Source organism: Levilactobacillus angrenensis (assembly GCF_003946085.1).
GTDB classification, from domain to species: Bacteria; Bacillota; Bacilli; order Lactobacillales; family Lactobacillaceae; genus Levilactobacillus; species Levilactobacillus angrenensis.
In genome coordinates this window covers 16,327-42,813 of the sequence record NZ_RHOB01000019.1, presented here as the reverse complement: position 1 = coordinate 42,813, position 26,487 = coordinate 16,327, and the positions used below count along the sequence as shown (strand labels likewise).

Here is a 26,487-nt window from a genome sequence, read left to right as displayed (position 1 = left end):
GAAGTTGAGAACGTCAGTCCTCAACTTCTAACAACCATTAAAACCTTCATTCAGAGAAAGCAACTCATTCAAAATATGACACAGTGCTCAATCTCTAATGGCCCCATTGAAGGTGTTAATCGCAAGATCAAGCAGATCAAACGAACCGCTTATGGCTATCGAAACTGGCTAAACTTCAGCTACCGAATCCAAATCGAATTCAAAATCAAGGTTCAAAAAAGAGGCCCAATTCGCAAGTGAATTGAACCTCTGGAAATATCCTCATCAACACCCGTTGACAAAGAGCCAAAAAAGGTGCCAACCACGAGAAATCCCCCGTGGCTGGCACCTTTTGCATCTCTTAAATTAGTATTCCATCAAGCTGAAGATGTCGTAACCCTTGAGCTTGTCGCGACCATGCAGGTCCTTGAGCTCGATCAGAAAGGCCGTTCCCACGACGATACCGCCGAGGTCTTCCACCAGCTGAATCGTGGCGCCAATGGTCCCACCAGTGGCCAATAAGTCATCGGTGACCAAGACCTTTTGGCCCGGCTTGATGGCGTCTTCGTGCATGTAGAGCGCGGATTGACCATATTCCAAGTCGTAGCTAGCCTTGACCGTCTTGCGTGGCAATTTCCCTTGCTTACGTGCAGGGGCAAAACCGATCCCCATTTCGTAGGCAACAGGACAGCCGACGATGAAGCCCCGGGCTTCGGGACCCACGACCATTTCAACACCCTTGTTCTTGGCATACTTGACGATTTCGTCAGTGGCGGCATGGAACGCTTCGCCGTCTGCCATTAATGGGGAGATGTCCCGGAACATGATGCCCTTTTCTGGGTAATCCGGAACGCTTGCAATGTATTTCGTAAAATCAGTTGCCATAAGATAAAGTTGCTCCTTTATTTTAGTCCAATGAGGCCTGCAGACGTTGCAAGAGGGTTGCGGTCGGACAAGCTAATAGCTCGCTTTCCGTCTGCATTTGCTGTTGTCTGAGTTGGTAACTCGGAGCGGTAGCCAAGTCCTTGTGCTCCGGGTGCGCCACGCCATCCATGATTCCGTGATCGATCGTGATGAAGCCACATTCGAAGAATACCTGAATCATGAAGACCAGCTGGGTCCGTGGAATCTGTAAGAAATTGGCCAATTGGTCCAGCTGATGGCCTATATCGACTTGTTGATGTGTTGCAATGAACTTAAACAGTTTAGCATATTGCGCGCGAGTTGGCATCCCTAATTGCGAAAGACTTTCTTTCTTGTACAAATAAGCTGTCACTTGCGTCGGCTTGAGTTGCTGTAAAACGCTGGTCAGATCCGCCGTAGCGTCCGGACAATCCACGATAAAGACTGGCGTGTCCGCCGCTACCGGCTGCTGGGCCGTGCCATCGAACAACAGTGCCGTCGCACCAGTTGGCAGTTGGCCCGCCAATTGTTGGTAAACGTTACGATGGAAGAACACGTAGACCCCGAAGGCCTGAAACATGGCCCGATGAAGCTGGGTCGTCCGCGCATCAACGACTGGCCGGGCCACCTGCTTGAGGTCCTTGACCATCACCTGCAGGGAATGCCGCCCTTGCCAAACATTGTCTTCAATGGCGCCTAACACCTCGACCGCTTCAGGGTCTGCCGTTAACGCCGGCACGTTTTTCCCGGCACCAAATTGGATGGCATTGAGCTGATGTTGGTCCTGGGTCAATTGAAATTTCAAATGGCTATGGTCTTGGCCAATGGCCTTGATCTGGGTCAACGTGGCTGCTTTAAAGGCAAATAGCGGCTGGGGATTATCCGGCCCAAACGGCGCTAATTTGGCCAGCTGTTGGTAGAAATCCATCGTCACGTCTTTAACGGGCAAGGCCGCTGCCACCAACAATTCGCTCGGACCGCTCTCCGTTAATTTTTGTTCAGCAGCCTCAGCATCTAAGGCGTCCGCCAAGGCCCCTAATTGGTCCTCAGGGACGGTCAAGCCGACAGCCATGTGATGGCCCCCAAACGCCGTCATCAGGTCTCTGTGACCATCTAACGCCGTAAAGAGGTTGAATGCGTCAACACTCCGACCCGACCCCTTGGCCCGGCCACCTTGAATATTCACCACCAGTGTGGGTTTCCCCGTCGTTTCGACAACCTTGCTGGCAACGATGCCCAGCACGCCTTCGTGCCAATCATGACCGCTGATGATCAGGGTTGGTCGCTGGGCGTGGTCGGCATCGGCTGCTTGCGCTAACGCCGCGGCGCTGATGTCTTTCACCAGGTCTTGGCGGTGATGATTCTTCGCTTCGGTTTCCTTTGCCAGTGCCGTGGCCCGGTCATCATCTAGCGTCGTTAACAGCTCCACGGCCGGACTCGCATCATCCAATCGACCGAGGGCGTTCAACCGCGGGGCGATACCAAAGCCAATGGATTGTTCCGTCAACTCGGCTGGTTTTAACCCGGCCCCTTGCATCAGCGCTTGTAAGCCCGGTCGTTCATCTTGCGCCAGCAGTTGCAGGCCGTAATAGACCAGGACGCGGTTCTCGTCGATCAGCGGTACCAAATCGGCCACCGTGCCAATCGCCGCGAGATCCAGCAGGTCTTGGGGGATCTCTTCGCGCAAGGCCTGGGCCACCTTGAAAGCCACTCCGGCTCCCGACAGGCCACCGAAGGGATATTCGGCTCCCGGATAACGGGGATGGATGATGGCATAGGCGTCTGGCAAGTCTTGGGGCAGCTCATGGTGATCGGTCACGACCACGTCGACACCGGCTTCATTCGCGGCCGCAATGGCGGCGTTACCGGCGACCCCATTGTCCACGGTCACGAAGAGTTGGGTGCCCGCCGCGATCAATTTCTGAAAGGCGGCGACGTTAGGACCGTACCCGTCCGTAAACCGGTTGGGGATATAGTAGTTGACCTTAGCGCCCATTTCATTGAGCGTTTCGTAGAGAATCGACGTACTCGTGACCCCATCAGCATCGTAATCGCCATAAATGGTGATCTGCTGGTCTTGGCCAATCGCGTCTTCAATCCGTTCGACCCCCTTGGCCATGTCGTGCAACAAGTTGGGGTCATGGAGTTGTTCGGGACCCGGGTTCAAAAACGCCTGAATCGCCTCTGCCGTCTGATATCCCCGATTGACTAAAATCTGGGTAATCGTCGGCGGCGTCCCCGTCTCTTCGGCCAGCTTGAGCGCCTCTTCTGACGGCTGGTTCACGTCCTTAATGTTCCAGCGATACTGTGCGGCAATCACCAACAACCATCCTTTCTATCCTTTATTTCTGACCAACCGTTGAAAAACAGAAACGGACGCCACAGAAATTAGTGCTGGTAACTCGCTAACTTCCGCAACGCCCACTCGTTTCAACGTTGACCTGTCACTGAACTGTTTTATTTGGTGGCTAACTTCGCCTGCAAGTCAGCCACCTGCGCGCGAAGTTCTTTGATCTGCTTTTCTTGTAACCCGGCTGCTTGTTTGCTGTTCGAATTCTGCAGCCGCTTGGTCAAACGATCATTTTCAGCTTGGAGCTCAGCCAGATGTTCACTGCTGGTCTGTTCCAGCTCCTTGTAAGCGCGGTTGTGCTGAACGGCATTGATGGTCGAAAATAAAATCATCAACACCGCCCCAATCAAAATGGACACCAAGAGAATCAAGATCAGTGGCCAGTGGACCGTGGTGAACCCAAAGGAAACGGGGACACTCTCCACGTTTAAAATCGCAAATACCGCCACTACGATGACCAATAAAATGCTGACCACAATCCGCCACTGATTTTTCATCACTTAGCACCCGCCTTGATTAATTTTTGAAATGGCACATCGACCGCGTCAAAGTCCTTGACGACCTTGGTATTCTTGAAGACTTCACGAGCCTGATGCTGTAGATCTAACGCCATTTTCCCCGTATACCGCGCGGAAATATGGTTCAAGAGTAACAATTTAACGTGCATGCGCTTAGCCAACTCGGCCGCTTGAATGTTGGTCGAGTGGTAATATGACCGCGCCAACTTACTTTCACCCTTGGCAAACGTACTTTCGTGGACCAAGACATCCGCGTTACGCGCCAATTTTTCTTCGCCAGGCGTCTGCCGGGTATCGCCTAAGATGGCCACGATACGACCAGGCTGCGCAGGGCCTAAAAAGTCTTGCCCGTTGAGCGTCCGACCATCCGGTAAGGTCACGGTTTGACCCGCCTTGAGTTGCCCATAAACTGGGCCTGAAGGAATCTTGGCCGCCTTGAGTTTCTCGACCTGCAATTCGCCGGGATGATCCTTTTCTTCGACCCGGTAGCCGAAGCATTCGATCCGGTGGTCGAGGTGCTGAGCGTAAACCCGGAACTTGGGGTCCTCGAAGACCAACCCGTCCGTCGTCAATTCTTGATAATGAATCTTATAAGATAACTTGGTCTCAGACACACGCAGGCTGACCTCGACAAAGTTACGAATCCCCTTGGGGCCGTAAATCGTCAGAGGCTCGTTACCGCCCTGAAATGACCGACTACTTAATAACCCTGGTAGGCCAAAAATATGGTCACCGTGTAAGTGTGTAATAAAAATTTTATCGATTTTACGAGGCTTCAACGTCGTCCGTAAAATTTGGTGCTGGGTCGCTTCACCCACGTCAAACAACCAGACGGAATTCCGCTCGTCCAGCAGGCGCAGGGCCGTGCTGGTCACGTTGCGGAACTTTCCTGGTGAACCGGCGCCGGTCCCTAAGAATTCAATTTCCATATTTTTTTCGTTCCTATCCTGTTTTTAAGTCCAAGCACTATTTTAGGGGATTTTCGCCCAAACCGCAACTTTTCCTTCCCCGATTCTGGTAAAACCTGTCACGGGTGGTGGGCTGGCCCACGAATTTTAAATTTTCCGGGTGCCAGCCTGGGGTTCGCCGGGAAAATTCGGTATACTGGGGTAAAGTCACTAACTGGGGAGGGAGTTCTTTGCGCCTCATCGATTTTAACCGTTCTACCATTGATCTACATCCGGCGCTTCAGCTATTTTGGGAACACGACCACGTGACCACGCCCATCGTCGACATCTTGCCGGCCACCCACCAGCGCATCCTGCTGCGTAGTGGCGCAGGTCAACCGTTGACCCTGGACCAATTACGAACGCGTTGCCAACAAGCTGATCCGCACGCCAATCTGTTCATGGCGGCGACCACCCCGATTCGCCTCTACGGCTATCGGCTCGTCCCCCACCAAATTTTATTAGGTTGAAAGGAGTTTTATCATGCGTTTGCATTCATCACTTGCCCTGTTGGGGCTGAGTCTTCTAGTTTTCGGCCTGGCTGGGTGCCAATCTAACGCCGACCAAAGTACCGCTAGCTTTAAAAATCATTCAGAAAAATCCAGCAGCTACAGCGCACCGAAACCGGACGCCGCTGTTACCGGATCATCATCGACTAAAAAAGAGGCCCAGACTTACCAACCCCAGACGGCGCAAACCAAGAGCGCCCACTACGTTAAGTCCGGCAAATTAAAGACGACCGGCCAGTACACATACGATAAGGTCGGCACCAAGCTCCAACTCGACCAGGTCACCCACCCCCAGACCACGATCAAGAGCGGGCCGCTGACTTATAAAGTCACCACGGTTCGCGTGATCAAAAACACAGCGAAGACGGCTGCGGCCAAACGGATGGCGGCCCAAGCCCTGAACTTAGCCAGCATCAAGAGCCCTTATTACACGATTCAATTGAAGTTCACCATCACCAACCGCGGCAAACGCGACGTGACCACCGATGGCATCAAGACGCTGCGTCTCAGCAAGAGCCGGCAACTCAACTCAGCTGGTCAGCTCAGTGACGCCAGCGCCGGTAAGACCATCCCCGCTCACGGTCACCTGACGACCTTTGCGACCGGCCTGGCTAGTGAGAAACGGCAACCAACCTTTAAGACGGTCAAGGTGGCCTTCGCCGCGGCTTACGCGGACAGTAAACAAGTCGTCGCACCGACCGGCTGGTTGAAACTGACCCTGTGACCTGGTCTCTGTTGACCACCTAGCGTGCCAACGTCAACTTCTCATGTTAAAACGAGTCGTTGACAGCTTCGCAGATTGAACTGGCCGCCTGTTGTCGCACTCTTTAGGAAAATCAAAAAATCGTCATCAAGGACGGGATTCGTTCCCATCGTTTGATGACGATTCTTTTTTAAGATTCATTTGCGTCGCCGGCCTAAGCCATGTACTCGAAGGTGAAGTCGTCAATCTTGACCAGGTCACCGTTCTTCGCGCCATGTTCACGCAACGAATCGTCGATGCCCATGCCCCGCATTTGCCGCGCAAACCGCAAGAGGCTTTCGTCGTGGTTGATATCGGTCATCTGGAACAGCTTCTCCAGCTTGGCACCGCCTAAAATCCAAGTGCCATCCTCGTCTTGATCGATGGTAAACTCGGCCTCTGGCTTGAACGTGTATTCCGCCGTCGTGGCCACTTCTGGCTGCTTGACTGGGAACTGTGGCGTTTCGGCCAAGATGTCCGCGGTCCGCCCCAGTAAGGGGGTTAGCCCATCATGCGTCAAGGCAGAGACGGCAAAGATCTCTGGCGTTTCAGCCAGTAATTGATCTTGCTTCAAGTCTTCCTTGAATTGGGCTAAGTTGGCCGCAGAATCCGGCATGTCCATCTTGTTGGCCACCACGATTTGTGGTCGTTTCAAAATATCCGGATCGTAGGTCTTGAGTTCCTCATTGATCTTCTCGAAGTCCTCGTAAGGGTTTCGCCCTTCCAAGCCACTCATGTCGATCAGATGCAAGATGACCCGCGTCCGTTCCACGTGCCGTAAGAATTGGAAACCTAAACCGACCCCGTTAGCGGCCCCTTCGATCAGCCCGGGCAGATCGGCCATCACAAAGTCACGGCCGTCCGGTAACCGGACCATCCCCAAATTCGGGACCAACGTGGTAAAGTGGTATTCCGCAATCTTGGGCTTAGCACTGGTGACCGTCGACAACAGCGTGGACTTCCCAACTGAGGGGAACCCAACTAAACCGACATCGGCCAAGACCTTTAATTCCAATTGTACTTCGAACTCTTGTCCCGGTTCGCCGTTTTCAGCGATTTCTGGTGCTGGGTTCTTGGGTGAAGCAAAATGAATGTTGCCCCGACCACCACGGCCACCTTTAGCAATGACGGCAGAACCGTCACTTTCCACTAGGTCAGCCATGACGGCGCCCGTTTCCAGGTTAATGACCGTCGTGCCTTGCGGGACCTTGATGATGGTATCCTCAGCACCGCGACCAGTCATAGACTTGATGGCCCCATTGCCACCGTTTTTAGCCTTGAACTTTCGGGAATACCGGAAATCCATCAGCGTCCGTAAGCCTTCGTCGACTTGGAAGATGATGTTCCCACCACGACCACCGTCACCGCCGGCTGGGCCACCGTTCGGCACAAATTTTTCCCGACGGAAGGCCACCATGCCATTCCCGCCGTTACCGGCCTTCACGTTAATTTTAACTTGATCTACAAACATAATTTTATTCCTCGTTTTCTAAACCAGCGTGTGCTGCTTTCTCAGTGTGACTCCTGCTAGCCAGTATACCGGCAAACGGCCGCCACGTCAAAGATTGGTTGGCGTCCGTGGACTTTTTATTTCGGCCGTCTCCGCTGCCAACGTCACGTGGATGGTTTGCGCCACGGTTTGACTGATGCCCAGTTGCCGCAGATCATCGACGTCCGCTTCCCCGATCTTCTTGGTCGATCCGAATTTGCGTAAAAGCTTATTACGGGTCTTCGGACCAACGCCGGGAATCCGGTCCAGTCGCGAGCTCAGTGAGTGCTTGGTGTGCACTTGCCGGTGGAAGGTAATGGCAAAGCGGTGGACCTCATCTTGAATCCGCTGAACCAGGTAGAAGCCCTGGCTCTTAGGGTCGAGGTGCACGTGATGGTCATCGGGACCGAACAACAGGTCAGCCGTCTTATGGTGGTCGTTTTTGACCATCCCGGCGACTGGAATGTGCAGGTCAAATTCATCGGCTAAGACCTCCTTGACGGCATTCATTTGAATGTCGCCCCCATCCATCAAAATCAGGTCCGGCATGGCGGCATGCTCCTTTAAGAGCCGGCCATAACGGCGCCGAATGACTTCCAGGGTGCTGGCGGTTTCGTCCGCGTGATCGACCGTGCGCAATTTATATTTCCGATACAACTTCTTATTGGGTTGACCGTCAACGAAGACGACCATTGCCGAAACTAGGTCGGCCCCTTGAATGTGGGAGTGGTCAAAGGCTTCAATCTTGTGGCCCGGGGCAATGCCCAAGGCATCGGTGATTTCCTTCATCGCCCCCGTGGTCTTGCTTTCATCCAGCTCTAAAAGCCGAAATTTCTCGTCTAAGACCAGTTTGGCGTTCTTACCGGCCATCTCTAGCAAATCACGTTTAGTCCCCCGCTGCGGCGTTCTGACAGGCACTTTCAGCAATTCCTCAATCACCTCATGGTCGATGCTGGCGGGCACTAAAATCTCGCGTGGCAGAACCGTATTTTTCCGTTGATAGAACTGGACGATGAAGCTAGCCAGCTCTTCTTCGGCCGAGTTGATGACCGGAAATAGCCGCTTTTCACGCTTCATCAGGCGTGCTTGGCGAATGAAGAAGACCTGAATCGACAGCCAACCTTTGTCCAGGTAGAAATTGAAAATATCCCGGGGCGTGTGGTCATTGGAAATGATCTTTTGCTTTTCCACGGTCGCTTCGATGTAGCGAATCTGGTCGCGCAATTCGGCGGCGCGTTCATATTCCATGTTGCCAGCCGCCTTGGCCATCCGCGTGCTAAGTTCCTTCTTGGCGTGCGCAACGTTACCATTTAAAAAGGACTTGATCTTGCGAATCTGGTGATCGTAATCGGCTTCGGGCACCTCTTTAAAACAGGCGCCTAAGCACTGGCCCATATGGTAGTACAGGCACGGCCGCCCCTGATACCCGGTACACCGGCGCAAGGGATAGACCTTTTGTAAGAAATGCATGGTCTCCTCAGCCGCATACACGTTGGGGTATGGTCCAAAGTAATAGGCCCCGTCCTTGCGAATGTCACTGACCAACAGGAGTTGCGGGTCACGTTCATGGGTAATCTTGATGTACGGGTAACCGGTCCCCCGCTTCAGCTTGATGTTGAAGTACGGTTGATGTTTTTGGATCAGCGTGATTTCCAGCAAAAAGGCCTCTTTGTCAGTCGACGTGATAATCGTTTCAAAGTCCACGATTTCGCTGACCAACTGGGCCGTCTTCCCGGTGTGGCTACTCTTGAAATAGGACCGCACCCGGTTCTTCAAGTTTTTCGCCTTACCCACATAAATAATTTGACTGTTGACGTTTTTCATCAGGTAACAGCCGGGAAGGCCCGGCAGTAACGCTAATTTATGTTCTAAATATTCCGATGCCAAGGAAGATCCCTCCCGTTTTTAATCGATATCATAAGCCTTTAAAGTATAGGACGAATGTCTGTTTGGTGCAAGCAAAACCCCCTGGTCGCTAGAAAAATGACAAATCGGTCTAATTCTGCTATGATTACTGAAAAAGCAAGGAGGTGGTTCGCTTTGGCATTAAAGGTTAAACGTCAAGACGACCTGGATTCCATGTTCGGTAAATTTGCCCAAATGGACCCAACGGATGTGAAGCGCGACAAGTTCTTGAAGCGCAACGATGAACACAAGAACGACAAGAAGGGTAAGGGCTTGATCAAGGATGACCAGATCAAGCACGAGCAAAAACACGAACACGACTAGGTTGTGAAAAGGACCCACACGGCGATTACGCCGCGTGGGTCCTTTTTTACTGTCTGTAAAGTAACTGGCAACATGACAGAGCTGGCCGCCTTACCGTCCATGCTTTAGCCCTAAGTCGCCAGGCACTCGACAACTAGTTTAGTGATTCGGTTGGTACCCATGTGGATACCGTGCGTTCAACCGTTTGATGTTGTCTTGAGCGACCTCATCGAAGTCGATATCGGCCCATTGGGAGATTTGACTGAGGTACCAGAGCACGTCGCCCATTTCCTTGACGATGGCGTCGTGGTCCATGTCCTTGCCGTGAAAAGTGTAGTTCTTGACCAAGTCCACGACCTGTCCCGTTTCGCCAGCTAAGCCTAACGCACAGTTGGTCAGGACTTGCTCGTTGCCGTACAGCGTCCGGTTGGCTGCTTTTTGATATTCGTTAAATTCCACGTTTATTCCCCCCCAAAGGCTTGTTGCTCAATCCAATTCCAAACGGCATCCTTGCCGATCTTCTTGGGTGCTGAGAACATGATGATGTTATCCGTATTTGGCAGGTCCATCGTCTTTTTGATCCGACTGACCGCCTGATTCCACTTGCCATGGGCAATCTTATCACTCTTAGTGGCCACAATCAGCGTTGGCAAGCCGTAATAGGCCAGCCAGCGGTACATCTGGACATCATCTTCGGTTGGGGCGTGCCGGGCGTCTACCAGCGAAACAACGCCCTTTAATTGGTCACGTTGGGTCAAGTAGGTTTCGATCATCGTGCCCCACTTTTCCCGTTCCGTCTTTGAGACCTTGGCGTAACCGTAGCCAGGGACATCCACAAAGTAGAGCTGGTCCTCCACGTTGTAAAAGTTTAGCGTTTGCGTTTTGCCGGGTTGACTCGACGTCCGGGCATAGGAATTCCGGTTGATCAGGACGTTCGTTAGCGAGGATTTACCCACGTTAGAACGACCCACCAAGGCAATTTCTGGGTACCCCGTGGTCGGGTACTGCACGGGGTCGACCGCGCTCATGACGAGTTCTACATGATTGACTTCCATTAGTTAGTCCATCCTCTCCAAAATATCTTTCACCATTCTAACACACAACGCCCCCGGAAATGGGGGAAACCTGTCAGGATTTTTGACCGCATTTGACCCAAGCCCGGTCCCACCAACGTTTGCTTCCCCATAAAAAAAGTGGCCGAAGATTTTCTCCTCGGTCACTTAATTGCTTCTAAATTAGGAAGCCTTTTGATCCTTTAAAACTAATTCAGGTTCCGCGTGATTCGTGACCGTATCGGCCGTGATGATGACCTTCGCCACGTCGTTACGACTTGGCAAGTCAAACATGATGTCACGCATAACGTCTTCGATGATCGACCGCAAGCCCCGGGCCCCAGTGTTGCGGGCAATGGCTAACTTGGCCATCTCCCGTAAGGCTGCTGGCTGGAATTGTAAGTCGACATTGTCTAATGACAACAGCTTTTCGTATTGCTTGACCAACGCATTCTTCGGTTCGGTCAAGATCCGGACTAAGTCGTTTTCGTCCAACTTTTCCAGTGCCGTCAAGATTGGTAACCGGCCGATGAATTCAGGAATCAACCCAAATTGCAGCAGGTCTTCCGGAATGACGTGTTGCATCAGGCTATCACCTGAGGCCAAGACGTCTTGTTCCTTGGTGTCGGCACCAAATCCGATCGTTTGGTCACCCAAACGCCGTTTTACGATGCCATCAATACCGTCAAAGGCCCCACCCACGATAAAGAGGATGTTGGTGGTGTCAATCTGAATGAATTCTTGTTGGGGATGCTTCCGACCACCCTGAGGCGGCACGTTGGCAATCGTTCCTTCCAAAATCTTCAGCAAGGCCTGTTGGACCCCTTCACCAGAAACATCTCGCGTGATGGAGACGTTTTCGGACTTCTTGGCGATCTTATCGATTTCATCAATGTAGATGATCCCCTTTTCGGCGCGGTCCACGTCGTAATCGGCGTTTTGCAGCAACTTCAAGAGGATGTTTTCGACGTCTTCACCCACGTAGCCGGCTTCCGTCAGCGTCGTGGCATCGGCAATGGCAAATGGCACATTGAGAATCTTAGCCAGGCTTTGCGCCAGGTAAGTCTTCCCGGAACCAGTGGGCCCGATCACCGCAATGTTACTCTTCTGCAGTTCAGGACCTTCATCGTCTGCCTGAGCCATTTCGTTGACCCGCTTGTAGTGGTTGTATACCGCTACGGACAACGTGCGCTTGGCTTCCGTTTGGCCAATCACGTACTGGTCAAGCGTTTTGACGATATCAGCTGGCGTTGGCACTGCTAAAGTTTCTTGCGCAGCATCTTGGCTGAATTCTTCGTCGATAATTTCCTTACAAAGGTCGATACATTCGTTACAGATGTAAACACCTGGGCCAGCAACGATCTTCTGCACTTGGTCTTGCGACTTGCCACAGAACGAGCAAACTACTGGGCCATTCGTTTCGTCGGTGTTTTCAAACAATAAACTCACCCTTTCTCTCCAGGCTTAAGCCTTAACTAAATGATTCTTTGGTTCAGTAAACCCATCGAACTAACTGGATTCCCCGTCAATCGTGTACTATACCACAGTTGGCGGTCGCTGAAAATCAATTCGCCTCGTCAGCCTGGAAATAACAGAAAACCGGGACAACAGCGCCTGTCATCCCGGTCAAGTCGTTAACTAATCGTTAAATTAGTCTTCGGCGTCCTTCTTCTTGTCTTGCTTAGCGGAGTCGGCAATCAAGTCAACGGCACTCTTGATGGCGATATCATGCTTCAGCATGTCATCGGAAAGGGCACTGCGAACAGCACTTTCTTCCATACCATATTGGGCAGCCAAGTCCTTGACTTCGGCAGCAACTTCGTCTTCGGAAGGTTCGATCTTTTCAGCTTCAACAACCGCTTCAAGAACCAGGTTGGTCTTGACCCGCTTGTCAGCACCGTCAGTGAATTGCTTACGCAAGTCGTCTTGAGTCGTTCCAGTTAATTGGAAGTACATCTTAGGTTCGATACCTTGTTGTTGCATGTTAGCCAGGTATTGATCCATTTGACGGTCGATATCATCCTTCAACATAGCTTCTGGGATGTCACCAATTTCAGCGTTATCAACGGCTTCGCTGATAGCTTCGTCTTCGATGGCGTCGTGAGCAGCAGCCGTCTTTTGTTCCTTCAGACGGTCCTTCGTCTTGGCTTGTAATTCTTCTAAGCTGTCAACGTCTTCGTCAACGTCCTTAGCGAATTCATCGTCCAATTCAGGCAATTGCTTTTCCTTAACTTCGTGAATGGTAACCTTGAAAGTGGCTTCCTTGTCACGTAAGTCTTCGGCTTGGTAATCCTTAGGGAACGTAACTTTAACGTCCACGTTTTCGCCAGCCTTGTGACCAACTAATTGGTCTTCAAAGCCAGGGATGAAGGAGTTAGAGCCTAATTCCAAGGAGTAGTTGTCAGCCTTACCACCGTCGAATTGCTTGCCGTCAACGTAACCGTCAAAGTCGATCACAACAGTATCGCCCTTAGCAGCGGCTTCGTCTTCCTTCAAGACTAATTCGGCTTGTTGTTGACGTTGCTTTTCTAATTCAGCGTCAATGTCCTTTTGGTAAACCCGCGTGTTTTGCTTCGTAACACTCAGGTTCTTGTATTCGCCTAACTTAACGTCTGGCTTAACCGTTACAACGGCCTTCAAAACCCAAGCCTTACCCTTGTCCATGGATTCAACATCGACTTGAGGTTGGTCTACGGGTTCGATGCCGGCTTCTTTAATGGCAGCATCGTAAGCTTCTGGCAAGACGATGTTTAAAGCGTCTTGGTACAAAGCTTCTTCACCATACATTTGGTTAAAGATTTGACGTGGTACCCGGCCCTTACGGAAACCTGGAACCGCTAAATTCTTCTTGGTACGTTGGAATGCTTTATCTAAGCCTTCCTTGATCTTATCAGGAGCAATTTCAAAGGTTAATTCGCCTTGATTAGCTTCCTTTTTTTCCCACTTTGCAGCCATTAATTTTCCCTCCGAAATGAAAAGATATTACTATTTACAATTCTAGCAATTGCATACTGTATTAGTGTACCTTATGCTACCCAAATTGTAAAATGATTTTTGCTGAAACGCCGTGAACGGCGCGGATTCTTTGCAATATTTTCCTAGAAAAATCACAAATTGAAAGCTCATCTGGTTCGCTGACCCCCGCACCATTTTTAGCCAAAACAAAAGGGCCCGAAAAGTTAACTTTTCGACCCCTCTTGGAGATACGCTAATTAATTAAAATTAGTCGTCAATTTCCGTAACGGTACCGGCACCAACGGTGTGGCCACCTTCACGAACAGTGAACTTCGTACCCTTTTCAATGGCAGCTGGTTGGATCAGTTCAACAGTGAACGTCACGTTATCACCAGGCATAACCATTTCTACGCCATCAGGCAATTCGATAACACCAGTGATATCAGTGGTGTGGAAGTAGAATTGTGGACGGTAGTTTGAGAAGAATGGCGTATGACGGCCACCTTCTTCTTTGCTCAAGATGTAGACTTCACCCTTGAACTTTTCGTGCGTTTGGATCGAGCCTGGCTTAGCCAAAACTTGTCCACGAACGACTTGTTCACGGTTGATCCCACGAAGCAAAGCACCAACGTTATCCCCGGCTTCACCAAGGTCCAACGTCTTCCGGAACATTTCAAGACCAGTAACAGTCGTCTTCAATACGTCGTCATGTAAACCAACGATTTCAACTTCGTCACCAATCTTAACAGTCCCACGGTCGATACGGCCAGAAGCAACAGTCCCACGACCAGTAATCGTGAAGACATCTTCAACTGGCATCAAGAATGGCTTGTCGTTTTCACGTTCTGGCGTTGGGATGTAATCGTCAACGATATCCATTAAGTGAAGGATAACCTTTTCTTGTTCTTCGTCGCCTTCAAGAGCCTTCAATGCTGAACCACGAACAACTGGAATATCATCACCAGGGTAATCGTATTCAGACAACAGCTCACGAACTTCCATTTCAACTAAGTCAACCAGTTCGTCATCGTCAACAAGGTCAGTCTTGTTTAAGAAGACAACGATGTATTCAACACCAACCTGGCGAGCAAGCAAAATGTGTTCACGGGTTTGTGGCATAGGGCCATCAGTAGCGGCAACAACCAAGATAGCACCGTCCATTTGGGCAGCACCAGTGATCATGTTCTTGATGTAGTCAGCGTGTCCTGGGGCATCGATATGCGCGTAGTGACGCTTTTCCGTTTCGTATTCAACGTGGGCAGTGTTGATCGTGATACCACGTTCACGTTCTTCTGGAGCAGCATCGATATCAGCGTAATCTTCGGCCTTTGCTAAACCTTTGTCAGCAAGTACCTTAGTGATTGCAGCAGTTAACGTCGTTTTCCCATGGTCAATATGGCCAATAGTACCAATATTTACATGGGGTTTAGTTCTTTCATAATGTTCTTTTTCAGCCATTAATGAAACCCTCCTGTATTTTATCGCAAGTGCAATTTGTCTTCCGAAGAAAACAAATCACCCTTTGCGTAAAATTATACTACTTCTTTTCAGAAAGGGAAAGCTGGAACCCTCCCAAAAAAGAATCCTTGACCAGTATATATGCTGAAGAATTATTTGTAAACTAAAATTTCACTCATTTTCGAGTTTTTCCGGATTTTAATGGTCAATTGCGCCGAAAAGTTCAGCCATATAGCGGTTCAGCGTCATTTGCCAGCTTTGCATGGTTTTTGTGTCCTGGTCACTGAGTAACGTCGTCAGTGGCAACCCGGCGATGGTTTGGACCCAAGCCACCGGAGCCGTGATGACCCGATCAATAAATGGATAGAGCATCATCAACTGTAACGTCACGGTCTGTTGCAGGTTGGCCGCTAGCACCGGATCCGTTTGCCCTAAATCATTTTGTAAATAATCTTGGATGGCCGTGGCTGCTTGGCTGTCATTGACTGGGCGCAAGTCGCCCGTGGCAACTGGGTAGAGCTGATCATCCAGCCAGTGGAGCTTCACGGTCTGGTCAACCCGCAAACGCATCAATCCCTCCAACAGGTCCGCCCGCAGTAAGGGATGTAAGAAGGGGTCGACCAGCAAGTACTGCACACCTTGCAAGTAGAGCTTAAGCGGCAGTTGGCGTGCACGTTCTAACCGCTGTCGTTGTTCGTTGAAAGGCACGTCGCCGAGATGGTAAAACTGCTTGGCGATGACCCGTTGCGTCGCGGCCAATTCTGTAGTCGCGGCGGCCTCGGCGACTTCAACTTGGGCCAATCCCCCGGCGCGCCAAGCGTCTGCTTGCGCTACCTGACAAAATTCACGAGCGAAAATAAACTGTTGATTCTTGAGGGCTACGTCGAGTCGCAACTGGAAATGCTGCGCGGAATCCAAATAAATCGGATCTTGTTCGGCGGCATATTGCTCGGCCAACAGGTACTTTTGGTCATGGTAGAGACTGGCGACCAAATAACGGTTCAATTCTGGCGTTTGCTGGTCGTGATACAGCGTTTCAAACAAGTCACTGGCTGTTGACCAGTGACGGTCGTCAAAGGCCGCTACGGCCCGTTTAAAGGCGTTATCTCGGGCGGCAGGACTGAAAAAATCTGACATGGTCGTTCCCCCTTCAAAAGCAGAAGTCAAAACGGACCACACCCACTACTAGCGGCTGGCCCGTTTCTCGTTAATCTTGTTTTTCAGCCGTAGCGGCTGGCTTGTTACTGTGCCGACGCTTGCGGTTCCGATGTGGCTTATTGTTCGCCGGTTGGTTAGGCTTAGCCGCCTTGGCCGGTTTCTTGGCCTTGTTCTTTGGCTTGGCCTTTTCTGGATCCGGCTTAGCGGTCTTGCCACCCTCCTTGGCCTTACTCGTGCTTCGCCGGTGATGCTGGTTGACTTCCATGATGACCGGTAAGATCACTGGCCGACGATGCGTTTGCTCGAACAAGTAGTGACTCAGATGTTCTCTGACGTCTTGTTTCAAGTGGCCCCAGTCAAATTCCTTGTTATCCAAATTGTTTTGAACAGCTTTGCGGATAATTTGGGCACTTTCTTGCATCAAGTCCTTGTTGGCCTTCACATAAACGAAGCCCCGTGAGGTAATCTTCGGGTCCGCCACGATTTGTTTCTTCTTGCGATCGATCGTCACGACCGCGATAAAGATCCCATCGTCTGCCAAGACTTTCCGGTCACGCAAGACGATGTTCCCAATATCGCCGACACCGATCCCATCGATCATGGTATCGGTGACATCAATGCCTTCACCTAAGCTCATTTGCCCGTTGGCGTAAGTCAAGACGTCCCCTTTGGCCAAAATAAAGATGTGGTCAGCCGGCATCCCCAGTTCCAACGCGGCGTTGGCGTGGGCGTTTAATAACCGGTATTCCCCTTGGATTGGGACCAAGTATTGGGGCTTCAATAAGTTCAGCATTAATTGCAGGTCCCGTTTGTAAGCGTGACCTGACGAGTTCAGCTCATCCGAAATGGCCTTGACCTCGCCACCAGCCCGGTAAATCATGTCGCGGGTCTGGGCCACCGTCGTGTCCATGGCGTGCGAAGGCGTGGTCGTGATGTAGACTAAGTCGCCTTCTTGAATGTTTAAGTCTTTTTCTTGTTTGTTGGCCATGCGTTGTAAGGCCTTGATAGGTTCGCCCATCTTCCCGGTCTGCAAGATAACCGTTTCACCCGGCTCAAGGTTGTCCAATTGGGCTGGCGTCACCAGTAGGTCATCAGCAAAGGACAATTTGCCTAATTTCATGGCCGTGTTCACGATTTTTTCCAAATCTTGACCCGTCAAGCAAACTTTGCGTCCCGTTTGTTGGGCGGCATCAAAGACTTGTTGGATTCGTAAGATGTTGGACGCCACACAAGCCACGATGACCCGGCCAGTTTGATAGTGGAACGTTTCTTCGATGTCTTCGGCAATCGTTTGCTCAGAAGCATTCATCGCGGGATTTTCAGCATTCGCGGAATCGCTCAATACGGCTAAGACCCCGGCTTGACCGATGGCCCCTAACCGTGCGTAATCCGTTTGATACCCTGGCTTGGCCGTTTGGTCGAACTTGAAGTCCCCGGTGTAAATAATTTGGCCTTCGTCGGTCTTCAGGTCGATCCCCAGTGATTCTGGAATCGAGTGCGTCGTAGCGAAGAAGGAAACGACCACGTCACCAAAGTCAATCTCGGTCTTTTCATCAATGACGTGAAAATCATCATAACCTTTAACACTAGGTTCAGCGGCAACGCCAATCTTCGCTAAAGCAATCGTCATTTCTGACCCAAAGACAGGAACGTTGAACTCACTTAAAAAGTAAGGCAGCGCACCAATGGCATCGGCATGCCCGTGCGTCAAAAAGACGGCAACGATGCGGTCCTTATTTTCCCGTAAGTAAGCCCAATCAGGAATTACCACGTCAATCCCCAAAAGTTCATTTTCCGGATACTTTAACCCACAATCTAAAATGTAAATTCCGCCGTTTACATCGACGGCATACATGTTCTTCCCGTTTTCGCGAACACCGCCAAACGGGATAATCTTAATCTTTGCACTCATAAGTTCACCTCAAGAATCTTCGTATAGTTTTAACAATCCTGACCAATATCGTCAGCATTTTCTGCTGGGTCGCAAAGCCCAGATTCGTCCATAATTAAATCTTTCTCCATTCTACCATACTTTAGCGGTGAGCAGTACTAAGATAACAATTGGGCAAAAGAAAAAGCCCCCAGCCATAATTGGCAAGGGACTCCGGTGCGGCGAATTAACGACGCAGACCTAAGCTCTTGATTAATTCACGGTAACGTTGAACGTCAGTCTTCCGTAAGTAAGCTAATAAGTTACGACGGTGACCGATCTTCTTCATCAACCCACGTTGTGAGTGGAAGTCTTTCCGGTGTTGTTGCATATGAACGTTGATTTCGTTGATATCAGCGGTCAAAACGGCAACTTGGACTTCAGTAGAACCCGTGTCACCTTCGTGACGAGCGTATTGCTTGATGATTTCGTTTTTCTTTGCTTGACTAATAGCCATGGTAAATATACCACCTTTCAAATAAGTGCCCGAAACTGAGTAAGTCGGCGGTGGCCGCCAGGCGAACTAAGTTAGGGGTTTGTGCTTGAGCACAGTTATCTACTATACGGGACTTTCGCGCAAAGTGCAAGTCTTTTCCCATTAACACCTATCAAGTAAAATTACTTTACATTTATCTCGACTAGCTATTGCATTCGTCCCTAGCCTTCTGTATAATAACATACGTTGAAATTAAGATTTCCGGTACTAAGGATTTCTCATTCGGAGGTGAAATTTTCATGCCAATTATCAAATCAGCAATCGAACGTGCCAAGACTAACGTTAAGGCCAACGAACGTAACTCAGCACAACTGAGCACGATGCGGACTGCCGTTAAGCGCTTTGAACAAGCTAAGACCGCTGGTGCCGACAACGCGGAAGAATTATTCCGCCAAGCTAGCGCCGCAGTTGACAAGGCTGCTTCAAAGGGCTTGATCAAGCGGAACAAGGCATCCCGTGACAAGTCACGGATGGCTGCCCGTTTAGCTAAGTAATCAATTAATCAAAACGATTAGATGATGCAATCAGGAGATCGACCATTTTACATGGCCGACCTCCTTTTTTGTTTCACTGATTTTAATGGACAGAATACGGTCATTTCGGGGATTACCGTGTAAACGCTGCTTTCGACCTTAGATCTCTCAGAAAATCAACGAAAAAATAGACCAAGCTCAGTACCAGACGACTATAAGGTGCCGCCACTGAACTTAGTCTAATTGATCTACTACGCCGCCTGCCCCGCAAATTGGGTCATGAACAACGAGAACAACATTTCTGGATCCATGGTCGACGACTTCATTTGTTGCTCGACGCGAAATAGTCCTAGATAGGCGCGATTCAAGTCAGTCAAGCGAAACCGACGTTGGCTCTGCAACGCCAGCTTGATGCGATACGGGTGGACCTTGAGGATGCTGGCGAGCTTGCCTTGACTGTAGCCTTGCTTAGCCAAGACCTTGGTCTGAATCAATAGGCGAAACTGCCCTTGCAAAATCGCATTTATCCGCAAGGGTTCTTCCTTAGCCTGCAAGAGTTCACGGTAAAGCGTCACCGCCCCCGCTGTGTTCTTGGCTAAGACCCGATTGACCAGGTCAAACACATTTTGCGTCAAAGTCTGTCTGACTAGGCCGGTAACGGCGTCTAAGTCAATCGTCTTTTCCGGCAAGGCAAATAGCTCTAGCTTCGGTAGCTCGCTCATCATCAAGGTGAGGTCAGCGTCCGTACGTTGGATCAGTTCATTCAAGGCTGCCGGTGCCATACTATAGCCGTCTTGTTTCAGCTGACTCGTCACAAACTGTCGAACATCACGCTCGGAGAAATTACCGATTTCAATCGTCGTGGCGACCTTCTTCAGCTGCTTGCTGACCTTCTTACGCCCGTCTAATTTTTCATAAGGCGCAAAGAAGACCAGGACCGTACTGGGCATGGGTGAGCCCAAATAGGTTTGTAGGCTGTCGATGTCATGGTCGACCTTTTGTTTCTTAGTCTCCCCCGTTAAAAACTGGGGATTGTCGATGCAAACCACTCGGCGTTCACCAAAGAATGGCGCGGCCATGGCGTCATCTAACGCGACTGCCAATGGCACCGTGTCCATATCATAGCTGGCAAAGTTCATGGTCTGTTCCTCAGTGGGAACGACTTGCTTGAATCCCGCCTTGAGCCGTCGTTGTAAATAATCCGCCTGCCCCAAGATCAGGTACACGTTGGCCAATTGCCCGCCAGTTTTTAAAGTTTTTAAGAGTTCATTAATTGTCACGATTCGTGTGCCCCTTTAAGTTTAGTTTGCCAATAGCCGTGTGCACCGCGGTAAGTGTAGCGAATCATCCCACTGGTCTGGGTGCTGACCGCCGGCACCCGAGCCGCACGTAGCGTCGCCAAGGTCTCCGCATTGGGATGCCCATAGCGATTCTGCCGGCCCGCGGAAATGATGGCCCACCGCGGCCGCAGTTGTGCAATAAAATCGGGTGCGGAGGCCGTTTTACTGCCGTGATGTCCTAATTTTAACACGTCAGCTTGCAGGTGTGCATCCGCCGCTAGCATTTTGCGTTCGCCCGCCTGGTCCAAGTCCCCCATGAATAAGAAACTCAGGCCGCCAAATGTTCCTTGCAGGGCTAGCGAATTTTCATTTTCCGCGGGAGCCGCGTGATACGGATGGCGGACCACCAGTGGCATGGCTTGGCCCACCTGTAGCGGCACCACCGGCGGGAGCTCTCCTCGCAAATGCCGTTGCCATGCCGGTTCCGCCTCCATCCCCGCTGGTACCAGCAGTCGTTTCACGTGTAATTCACTGAGAAATGCCGGCAGGTCACCGATATGGTCCGCATCGTGGTGGGATAAATACAGGTCGTCCACGTGGTCGATGCCCCGGCTTTTGAGGTAATTGATATTGGTCCGCATGGCCGCAAAACTTGGCGGCGTGGTCGGGACCCAGTCCGGTTGCCGAAAGCCCAGATGGCCGCCAGTATCGATCAGACTGATTCGCCGATTCAACGGCTCACGGATCAAAATACTGTCGCCCTGCCCGACGTCAAAATAAGCCACCTCCCCCGTCAGCGGTAAATGAATCGCACCGTAGACCAGGCCATAGCTCGCTAACAATCCCAGTAACCACCGTCGTCGCTGCTGCGGTGGCCGGGTAAAGAGCCACCAGGTCCCCGCCAACCACAGCCAAGCCACCCACCACACCGGTTTACCAAACGGAACGTTTCCAGGCAGTTGGGCCAGCCAGGCCAGACCCACGTCGAATTGCTGGAGGAGCCACGCGCAGGCTTGACTGACGACCGGTAGCCACGGATAACACGCCGTCCCCACCAAGGTCAGCGGCAATAGCGTCACGGGAAATAGCGGGACCACCGCCCAATTGGCTAACAGGGTCAAGCTATGCCACTGAAACACGCCCGTCAGCAAGCTGGGTAAGCCCAATAAGGTCAGACCGCCTTGGCGCCAGGCCCGTGATTCTCCTTGCAACAAGATGAGGCCTAACGACAAGCCATAACTCAGCTGACTCCCTAACTCAAACAACAGGCCAGGGTTCACGAATAGCCCGATCAAGAAGACCCCAGCCCAGGCATCCAACGTCCCGATTGGCCGCCGACACCGTTTACCAGCTAACTGGACGCCGCGCATCAGACAGGCCCGCAGTACGCCACTGCCGCTACCGGCCAAAATGAAATACGCGGGTAAGCCCAGCAACATCCCCCATTCCCAGTGCTCACGCTGAATCCGCAAATGCACACAGATCCACTCCACCGCTGCCAGCAGTAGCGCCACGTGCATCCCTGAAATGGCAAATAAGTGTAGCAAGCCGAGGCGCTGCATCCCCTGTAGCTCCGTCATGGTCTCCGCGGCCTTGGCTCCCGGCAACAGGCCCAGTGCATACACCCGTAGCGCACCGGGCAGCCGTTCACAGTAGTGGATCAATCGGGCCCGCCAGCCGTGCCACCAGTCGCTAAACCATTGCCACCAAGCCGTCGCCGCCACCGTCCGTTGCTGGACCGTCGTGAGTTTAAGCGTATTGACGATTCCCCGGTGACGCCAATAGGCCGCGCCATCGAATTGATTAAAATTTGTGGCGGGCAGGACCCCTTGTTGTTGGCCACTCACCCGCCACAGCGTGGGCCGCGTCAAGCGTTGTAGTGTTCGCAGCTCCGGGGCCGATTTGGCAACCCCGCGAACCGTCAACCGTTCCCCCGTCTGTAGATTTTGGCCAACAAAATAATATAGAGCCCCACGCACCACCACGGCATCCGGTTGGACACGCAAGGTCGCCGATACCTCTTGGGCCGCATCAAACGGGCGCTGCCGCTGAGTCAATTGCTGATCTCGCCACAGCCAAAACGCCCCGAACAGGCCCAGTAGAACCAACGTGGTCACCCAGGTCGGCCGAACACGCAACGTCCACACCCGCGCTAATAGCAACAGGAGTAAAACACTTCCAGCCCAGGGATGGCCGTTCACCGCTACACTCAACGCCGCCACGGGTAACACCATTAAGAAACCGTGGTTGGCCGCCACTAATCCTGTTTCGGTTGGTCAAGCGGCAACGTCGCCAGTAAGGCGGGATCGACCGTGACCTGATTCAGTTCCACGTGCTTCAACGCAATTAATTTCTGCGCGTACGGGTCATTGTGGTAATTACGCATGTACGTGATCTTACGAATCCCCGCCTGTAGCAGCATTTTCGTACACTGGAGGCACGGAAAATCCGTGACGTAGATTTCGGCACCGTCCGTGGCCTCACCAAACTTAGCGCACTGTAAAATGGCGTTCATTTCCGCGTGGATGGTCCGCACACAATGACCGTCCACGATGTAGCAACCCTCGTCTAGGCAGTGGTCGTCACCCGATACCGAGCCGTTATAGCCCGCCGCAATGATCCGCTTGTCACGGACCACCGTGGCGCCGACCGATAAGCGATTGCAGGTGCTTCTGGTGGAAATCACCAGTGCCTGTAGCATAAAGTATTGATCCCAAGGAATTCGTTCGCGTTTCACGTTGATTACCCCTTTACAAATTTTAGTTTTAAGTATACCACCCCTCATCAGGTGGTGAGCTGATCTTGTAAATTCGCCACGGTCTTTTCGCCAAAGCCGGGCACCTGCGCTAAATCGGCCACCGACTGAAAACTGCCGTGTTCCGTGCGATAGTCCACAATCTTTTGGGCCTTCTTGGCACCGACGCCGGTCAGCTGCTGCAGGTCGGTCACCGTTGCCGTGTTCAAATTCACTACGGTCGCACTCCCACTGCTACTGCCGGCGGTGGCGCCACTCGGACTGGTTGCCGGGCTACTGCCACTCGTCGCGGCGGCTGGGCGTTTTTCTCCCTTCAATGGCAAATACAGCTGTTGTTGATCCGTCAGTCGCGTTGCCAAATTAATCTGTTGGCGGTCGGCGCGAGCGACCAAGCCCCCGGCCGCTTTAATGGCGTCGGCCACCCGCATCTCCGGTGAAAACTGATAGAGTCCCGGATGGCGGACCGCTCCTTGTACGTCCACGAAGACTCGCGTATCGTGACTGCTGGCCTGACTAGTTGCCGTTGGTTGGGTCTGATTACCGGTCGCTAACGAATGACTACTGCTCCGACTGCTGGTCGTTGCTGGCGGAATCGCGGCGGGTAAGGCCGCGGGGGCCGGTTGCCGTAACATCAGCCACCCGCCCACCAATAACACACTGAGGCCGCCCAACACTGCTAACAACTGCTGACGCCGTGGCAAGGTCAACCACCAGTCTTGAATTTTTTGTCCCATCACATTGCCCCCTTTACGAATCAACTCCGTAAAAAGTGGCCGATATTTTTTTAGTTTCAAACTTTTTTTCTGATTCCCACCCTAAACGCGAAAAAGAGCTTGAGACAAAAATATCTCAGGCTCTTCGTTTCCTTTAAATAGCTGAAACGTGCACTAACGACTTAACGGTGCGTTTCCAAATATTTCACCGCATCGTTAAAGGTCTTGACCGGCACGACCTTCATGTTTGGCGCGTACTTCTTAGCGGTCGCTTTAGCTAGCTGATAGTTGGTTTGGTGGTGTTCCTCATACTTTAGTAACAGTTTGCTAGGCTTGACGTACGGGGCAAAGAAGACGGTGGCGCCCGCTTTTTTGGCGGCCACGATCTTCTTGTCGATGCCCCCAATTTCGCCGACATTACCGTCACCATCGACGGTCCCGGTACCGGCAATCTTCTGCCCGTGCCGGAGGTTTTGACCGGTGACCTGCGTATAGATTTGCAGGCTAAACATCAGACCACCAGATGGTCCCCCAATTTGTCCCGGGTCGACCGTGACTTTTGGCTTGGCCGTGACCTTGACGTTATCGGTCAGGGTGATGCCAATTCCCGCCTTCTTAGTTGGCAGACGCATCAGTTTGCGAGTCGCGTGGCGGGTCTTACCGTTGTGCTGGTAGGTAATCGTCGCAGACTGACCCACCTTTTGCTTTTGAATGTAGTGTTGGTAGCCGACCATAGAGTTGAAATGGCGGCCGTTGACCTTGGTCACGGTATCGCCCACCTGCAACGTCCCGGCAAACGGTGACTTGGCGTCCATGCTCAAGACGTAGATGCCCAAATAGTGGCGAGTCACCGACTTGTGCGCGGCCTTGTAGGCGGTATAAATCGATTCATTGATGGCACTTTGCATGTAGAAATCCTGTACCTTGTCGTAGGTGGCATTGCTTTCGCCACCGGTCACGTCATCCACATCTTCAATGCTGTAGATGGGATTCAGCTTTGCGTACAGATAACTGACGGGCCGGGCCTGTGACAGCGCGACTGACGTAATCATGTATTTTCCAGCGTGCTTGTCAGCGTGGCCTGGCATGTTGACGAAGGTCTTCAGATTATCCGCCTCACCCGGCCCCTCAATGTATTTGGGTAATGGTAAGAAGAAAAAGGCCAGTATCAGTAGTGTTAACCCCACTGTAAGAATAATTTGACGCCACTCTCGCCGCGTAAATTTGCCCATTTACTGGTCACCTGCCAGTCGCTCGACCATGGCGTGTGCCACCACGGGCGGTACCAGGTTGGTCAGGTCGCCACCGAAGCGCGCCACCTCACGCAATAAGCTGGAGGAGACGAACTGATACTGCGGTGCGGCCATCAAACAGACCGTGTCCACGTTTGTATCGAGTGTGCGGTTCATCCCCGCAATGCCCTGTTCATACTCAAAGTCCACACTATTGCGAATGCCGCGGACCAGCACGGTGGCGTGGCTTTCACGCATAAAGTCCACTGTCAAACCGCTCTCCACGCGCACGGAAACGTTGGGCATGGCGCGAGTCGTCTCTTCGATAAAGGCCACCCGTTCTGCGGTCGTGAACACCCCGCGTTTCGACGTGTTCTGGCCGACCGCAACAATCAGTTGGTCAAAGATTTTACTGGCCCGGGTGATCAGGTCCAAATGGCCGTTGGTCAACGGGTCAAAACTTCCTGGAAAGACTGCAATCGTCACTCGGCTTCACTTCCTAACCCATAAATCGTCAGTTCGGTAATCCCATAATCCCGCCGCTCGATGAAATCAAAACCCGCCACGTCATCTGGCAGTTGCGCCTTTTGGTCCGTCTCACATACGATGCGGGCCGTGGGCGTCAACAGGTTTAATTCCCGCAAACGCGTCATTTGCGCCACGATTTTTTGCTGGGCGTACGGCGGGTCAAAGAAGACCAGGTCAAATTGATCGCCCCGGTCTGCTAATTCTTGCACGGCCCGATTGGCGTCCCGTTTCAAAATTTCAAAGCGTTCCGGCGCCTTGGTCACAGCCACGTTGTCTTGAATCGTCTTGATGGCCGCGTATTGCCGGTCAATCAACACGGCCTGCTCGATGCCCCGTGAAACGGCTTCGATGCTCAGACCACCTGAACCAGCAAACAGGTCTAGACTCCGTCCGCCATCAAAGTACGGGCCAATAATGTTGAATAAGGCTTCCTTGACCTTATCCGTAGTCGGTCGGGTCGCCATGCCGGGCACGGCCTTTAACCGGCGCCCCCCAAAGTCACCTGCTACAATTCTCATTCGTCATCATCCTCTGTCTCTGATTTCTTACCGGCAGCCACTTCTTCGGCCACCCCGTTGAATGTCTCACTGATTTCTGGTCGCTGCGAGGCCACCACGCGTTTCACGAACCGCAACTTGCCTAACTGTTCAGATAAGCTCGCGACGTCTTCTCGATTGACGTACAACACCACGTAGCGCATCTTCTTCGACACGTACATGACGGTGCCGTAACGCTTGAGCTGGCGTGTTTGTTTCAGACTATACGTGTACACGATCAGACTCTGCCGTGCTTGCATTTCAAATGCCATGGTC

Annotated in this window: 27 protein-coding genes; 5 read left to right on the top strand and 22 right to left on the bottom strand. The window is 51.8% G+C overall.

Features of this window, described 5'->3' with window-relative positions:
* On the top strand, positions 1 to 240 hold a 240-nt coding region (locus EKM83_RS10600), incomplete at its 5' end, for a transposase (RefSeq protein ID WP_164505654.1).
* A 105-nt stretch (positions 241 to 345) separates the two neighbouring features.
* On the opposite strand, the gene EKM83_RS10595 is transcribed toward EKM83_RS10600, so the two are convergent.
* The 4 genes from EKM83_RS10595 to rnz form a co-directional block, all read right to left on the bottom strand.
* Positions 346 to 864, bottom strand: a complete 519-nt coding sequence (locus EKM83_RS10595) for an adenine phosphoribosyltransferase (protein WP_125577246.1) — start codon at positions 862 to 864, stop codon at positions 346 to 348.
* 22 nt (positions 865 to 886) lie between these two features.
* The gene (gene recJ, locus EKM83_RS10590; RefSeq protein WP_125577244.1) at positions 887 to 3,202 is read right to left on the bottom strand and encodes a single-stranded-DNA-specific exonuclease RecJ; all 2,316 of its coding nucleotides are present in this window, start codon (positions 3,200 to 3,202) and stop codon (positions 887 to 889) included.
* Positions 3,203 to 3,339: 137 nt separating this feature from the next.
* Positions 3,340 to 3,729, bottom strand: coding sequence for a lipopolysaccharide assembly protein LapA domain-containing protein (locus EKM83_RS10585; RefSeq protein WP_125577242.1), 390 nt, complete (start codon positions 3,727 to 3,729; stop codon positions 3,340 to 3,342).
* The gene (gene rnz, locus EKM83_RS10580) at positions 3,729 to 4,679 is read right to left on the bottom strand and encodes a ribonuclease Z (RefSeq protein ID WP_125577240.1); all 951 of its coding nucleotides are present in this window, start codon (positions 4,677 to 4,679) and stop codon (positions 3,729 to 3,731) included. Before rnz ends, EKM83_RS10585 begins: the two co-directional genes overlap by 1 nt.
* Positions 4,680 to 4,888: 209 nt before the next feature.
* Between rnz and EKM83_RS10575 the strand changes: the two genes are divergently transcribed.
* The gene (locus EKM83_RS10575) at positions 4,889 to 5,167 is read left to right on the top strand and encodes a hypothetical protein (RefSeq protein ID WP_125577238.1); all 279 of its coding nucleotides are present in this window, start codon (positions 4,889 to 4,891) and stop codon (positions 5,165 to 5,167) included.
* Between the two features lie 13 nt (positions 5,168 to 5,180).
* Complete coding sequence (locus EKM83_RS10570) at positions 5,181 to 5,930, top strand: hypothetical protein (RefSeq protein ID WP_125577236.1); 750 nt, start codon at positions 5,181 to 5,183, stop codon at positions 5,928 to 5,930.
* Positions 5,931 to 6,123: 193 nt separating this feature from the next.
* Here EKM83_RS10570 and obgE read toward each other — a convergent pair whose 3' ends face one another.
* Together obgE and uvrC are read right to left on the bottom strand one after the other, a co-directional pair.
* A complete protein-coding gene (gene obgE / locus EKM83_RS10565; protein ID WP_125577234.1) occupies positions 6,124 to 7,419 on the bottom strand; it encodes a GTPase ObgE in 1,296 nt (431 codons plus the stop codon).
* An 87-nt stretch (positions 7,420 to 7,506) separates the two neighbouring features.
* A complete protein-coding gene (gene uvrC, locus EKM83_RS10560; protein ID WP_125577232.1) occupies positions 7,507 to 9,324 on the bottom strand; it encodes an excinuclease ABC subunit UvrC in 1,818 nt (605 codons plus the stop codon).
* 153 nt (positions 9,325 to 9,477) lie between these two features.
* On the opposite strand from uvrC, the gene EKM83_RS10555 reads away from it, so the two are divergent.
* Positions 9,478 to 9,666 (top strand): SPJ_0845 family protein, encoded by a 189-nt coding sequence (locus EKM83_RS10555; RefSeq protein WP_125577230.1) that lies wholly within the window; start codon positions 9,478 to 9,480, stop codon positions 9,664 to 9,666.
* A 138-nt stretch (positions 9,667 to 9,804) separates the two neighbouring features.
* Here EKM83_RS10555 and EKM83_RS10550 read toward each other — a convergent pair whose 3' ends face one another.
* From EKM83_RS10550 to rpsO, 8 genes are all read right to left on the bottom strand, one after another.
* On the bottom strand, positions 9,805 to 10,104 hold the full coding sequence (locus tag EKM83_RS10550) for a nucleoside triphosphate pyrophosphohydrolase family protein (protein WP_125577228.1): 300 nt from the start codon (positions 10,102 to 10,104) through the stop codon (positions 9,805 to 9,807).
* A gap of 2 nt (positions 10,105 to 10,106) precedes the next feature.
* Complete coding sequence (gene yihA, locus EKM83_RS10545) at positions 10,107 to 10,700, bottom strand: ribosome biogenesis GTP-binding protein YihA/YsxC (protein ID WP_125577226.1); 594 nt, start codon at positions 10,698 to 10,700, stop codon at positions 10,107 to 10,109.
* 180 nt (positions 10,701 to 10,880) lie between these two features.
* The gene (gene clpX, locus EKM83_RS10540; RefSeq protein WP_125577250.1) at positions 10,881 to 12,137 is read right to left on the bottom strand and encodes an ATP-dependent Clp protease ATP-binding subunit ClpX; all 1,257 of its coding nucleotides are present in this window, start codon (positions 12,135 to 12,137) and stop codon (positions 10,881 to 10,883) included.
* 210 nt (positions 12,138 to 12,347) lie between these two features.
* On the bottom strand, positions 12,348 to 13,652 hold the full coding sequence (gene tig / locus EKM83_RS10535; protein ID WP_125577224.1) for a trigger factor: 1,305 nt from the start codon (positions 13,650 to 13,652) through the stop codon (positions 12,348 to 12,350).
* Positions 13,653 to 13,919: 267 nt separating this feature from the next.
* A complete protein-coding gene (tuf, locus tag EKM83_RS10530; protein WP_125577222.1) occupies positions 13,920 to 15,110 on the bottom strand; it encodes an elongation factor Tu in 1,191 nt (396 codons plus the stop codon).
* Positions 15,111 to 15,308: 198 nt separating this feature from the next.
* Positions 15,309 to 16,247: a hypothetical protein gene (locus tag EKM83_RS10525; protein ID WP_125577220.1), complete on the bottom strand. Its 939-nt coding sequence runs from the start codon at positions 16,245 to 16,247 to the stop codon at positions 15,309 to 15,311.
* 70 nt (positions 16,248 to 16,317) lie between these two features.
* Positions 16,318 to 18,180, bottom strand: a complete 1,863-nt coding sequence (locus EKM83_RS10520; RefSeq protein ID WP_125577218.1) for a ribonuclease J — start codon at positions 18,178 to 18,180, stop codon at positions 16,318 to 16,320.
* A gap of 205 nt (positions 18,181 to 18,385) precedes the next feature.
* Complete coding sequence (gene rpsO / locus EKM83_RS10515; protein WP_125577216.1) at positions 18,386 to 18,655, bottom strand: 30S ribosomal protein S15; 270 nt, start codon at positions 18,653 to 18,655, stop codon at positions 18,386 to 18,388.
* A 278-nt stretch (positions 18,656 to 18,933) separates the two neighbouring features.
* Here rpsO and rpsT point away from each other — a divergent pair, with 278 nt between their 5' ends.
* Positions 18,934 to 19,188: a 30S ribosomal protein S20 gene (gene rpsT, locus EKM83_RS10510; RefSeq protein ID WP_125577214.1), complete on the top strand. Its 255-nt coding sequence runs from the start codon at positions 18,934 to 18,936 to the stop codon at positions 19,186 to 19,188.
* 230 nt (positions 19,189 to 19,418) lie between these two features.
* Here rpsT and holA read toward each other — a convergent pair whose 3' ends face one another.
* The 8 genes from holA to EKM83_RS10470 all read right to left on the bottom strand — a co-directional run bounded on the left by holA (position 19,419) and on the right by EKM83_RS10470 (position 26,483).
* Positions 19,419 to 20,447 carry a DNA polymerase III subunit delta gene (gene holA / locus EKM83_RS10505; protein ID WP_125577212.1) on the bottom strand — a complete coding sequence of 343 codons (1,029 nt, stop codon included), beginning with the start codon at positions 20,445 to 20,447 and terminating at the stop codon, positions 19,419 to 19,421.
* Positions 20,444 to 22,705 carry a DNA internalization-related competence protein ComEC/Rec2 gene (locus EKM83_RS10500; protein ID WP_225418660.1) on the bottom strand — a complete coding sequence of 754 codons (2,262 nt, stop codon included), beginning with the start codon at positions 22,703 to 22,705 and terminating at the stop codon, positions 20,444 to 20,446. The genes holA and EKM83_RS10500 overlap by 4 nt, the downstream gene beginning before the upstream one ends.
* Positions 22,705 to 23,184, bottom strand: coding sequence for a ComE operon protein 2 (locus tag EKM83_RS10495; RefSeq protein WP_125577210.1), 480 nt, complete (start codon positions 23,182 to 23,184; stop codon positions 22,705 to 22,707). The genes EKM83_RS10500 and EKM83_RS10495 overlap by 1 nt, the downstream gene beginning before the upstream one ends.
* A gap of 47 nt (positions 23,185 to 23,231) precedes the next feature.
* Positions 23,232 to 23,936 carry a ComEA family DNA-binding protein gene (locus EKM83_RS10490; protein WP_125577208.1) on the bottom strand — a complete coding sequence of 235 codons (705 nt, stop codon included), beginning with the start codon at positions 23,934 to 23,936 and terminating at the stop codon, positions 23,232 to 23,234.
* A 161-nt stretch (positions 23,937 to 24,097) separates the two neighbouring features.
* Entirely contained in the window at positions 24,098 to 25,147 is a 1,050-nt protein-coding gene (locus EKM83_RS10485) for a SepM family pheromone-processing serine protease (RefSeq protein ID WP_125577206.1), read from the bottom strand.
* Positions 25,148 to 25,633, bottom strand: coding sequence for a pantetheine-phosphate adenylyltransferase (gene coaD / locus EKM83_RS10480; protein WP_125577204.1), 486 nt, complete (start codon positions 25,631 to 25,633; stop codon positions 25,148 to 25,150).
* The gene (gene rsmD, locus EKM83_RS10475; protein WP_125577202.1) at positions 25,630 to 26,193 is read right to left on the bottom strand and encodes a 16S rRNA (guanine(966)-N(2))-methyltransferase RsmD; all 564 of its coding nucleotides are present in this window, start codon (positions 26,191 to 26,193) and stop codon (positions 25,630 to 25,632) included. The genes coaD and rsmD overlap by 4 nt, the downstream gene beginning before the upstream one ends.
* The gene (locus EKM83_RS10470) at positions 26,190 to 26,483 is read right to left on the bottom strand and encodes a YlbG family protein (protein WP_125577200.1); all 294 of its coding nucleotides are present in this window, start codon (positions 26,481 to 26,483) and stop codon (positions 26,190 to 26,192) included. Before EKM83_RS10470 ends, rsmD begins: the two co-directional genes overlap by 4 nt.
* Positions 26,484 to 26,487 lie beyond the last annotated feature (4 nt).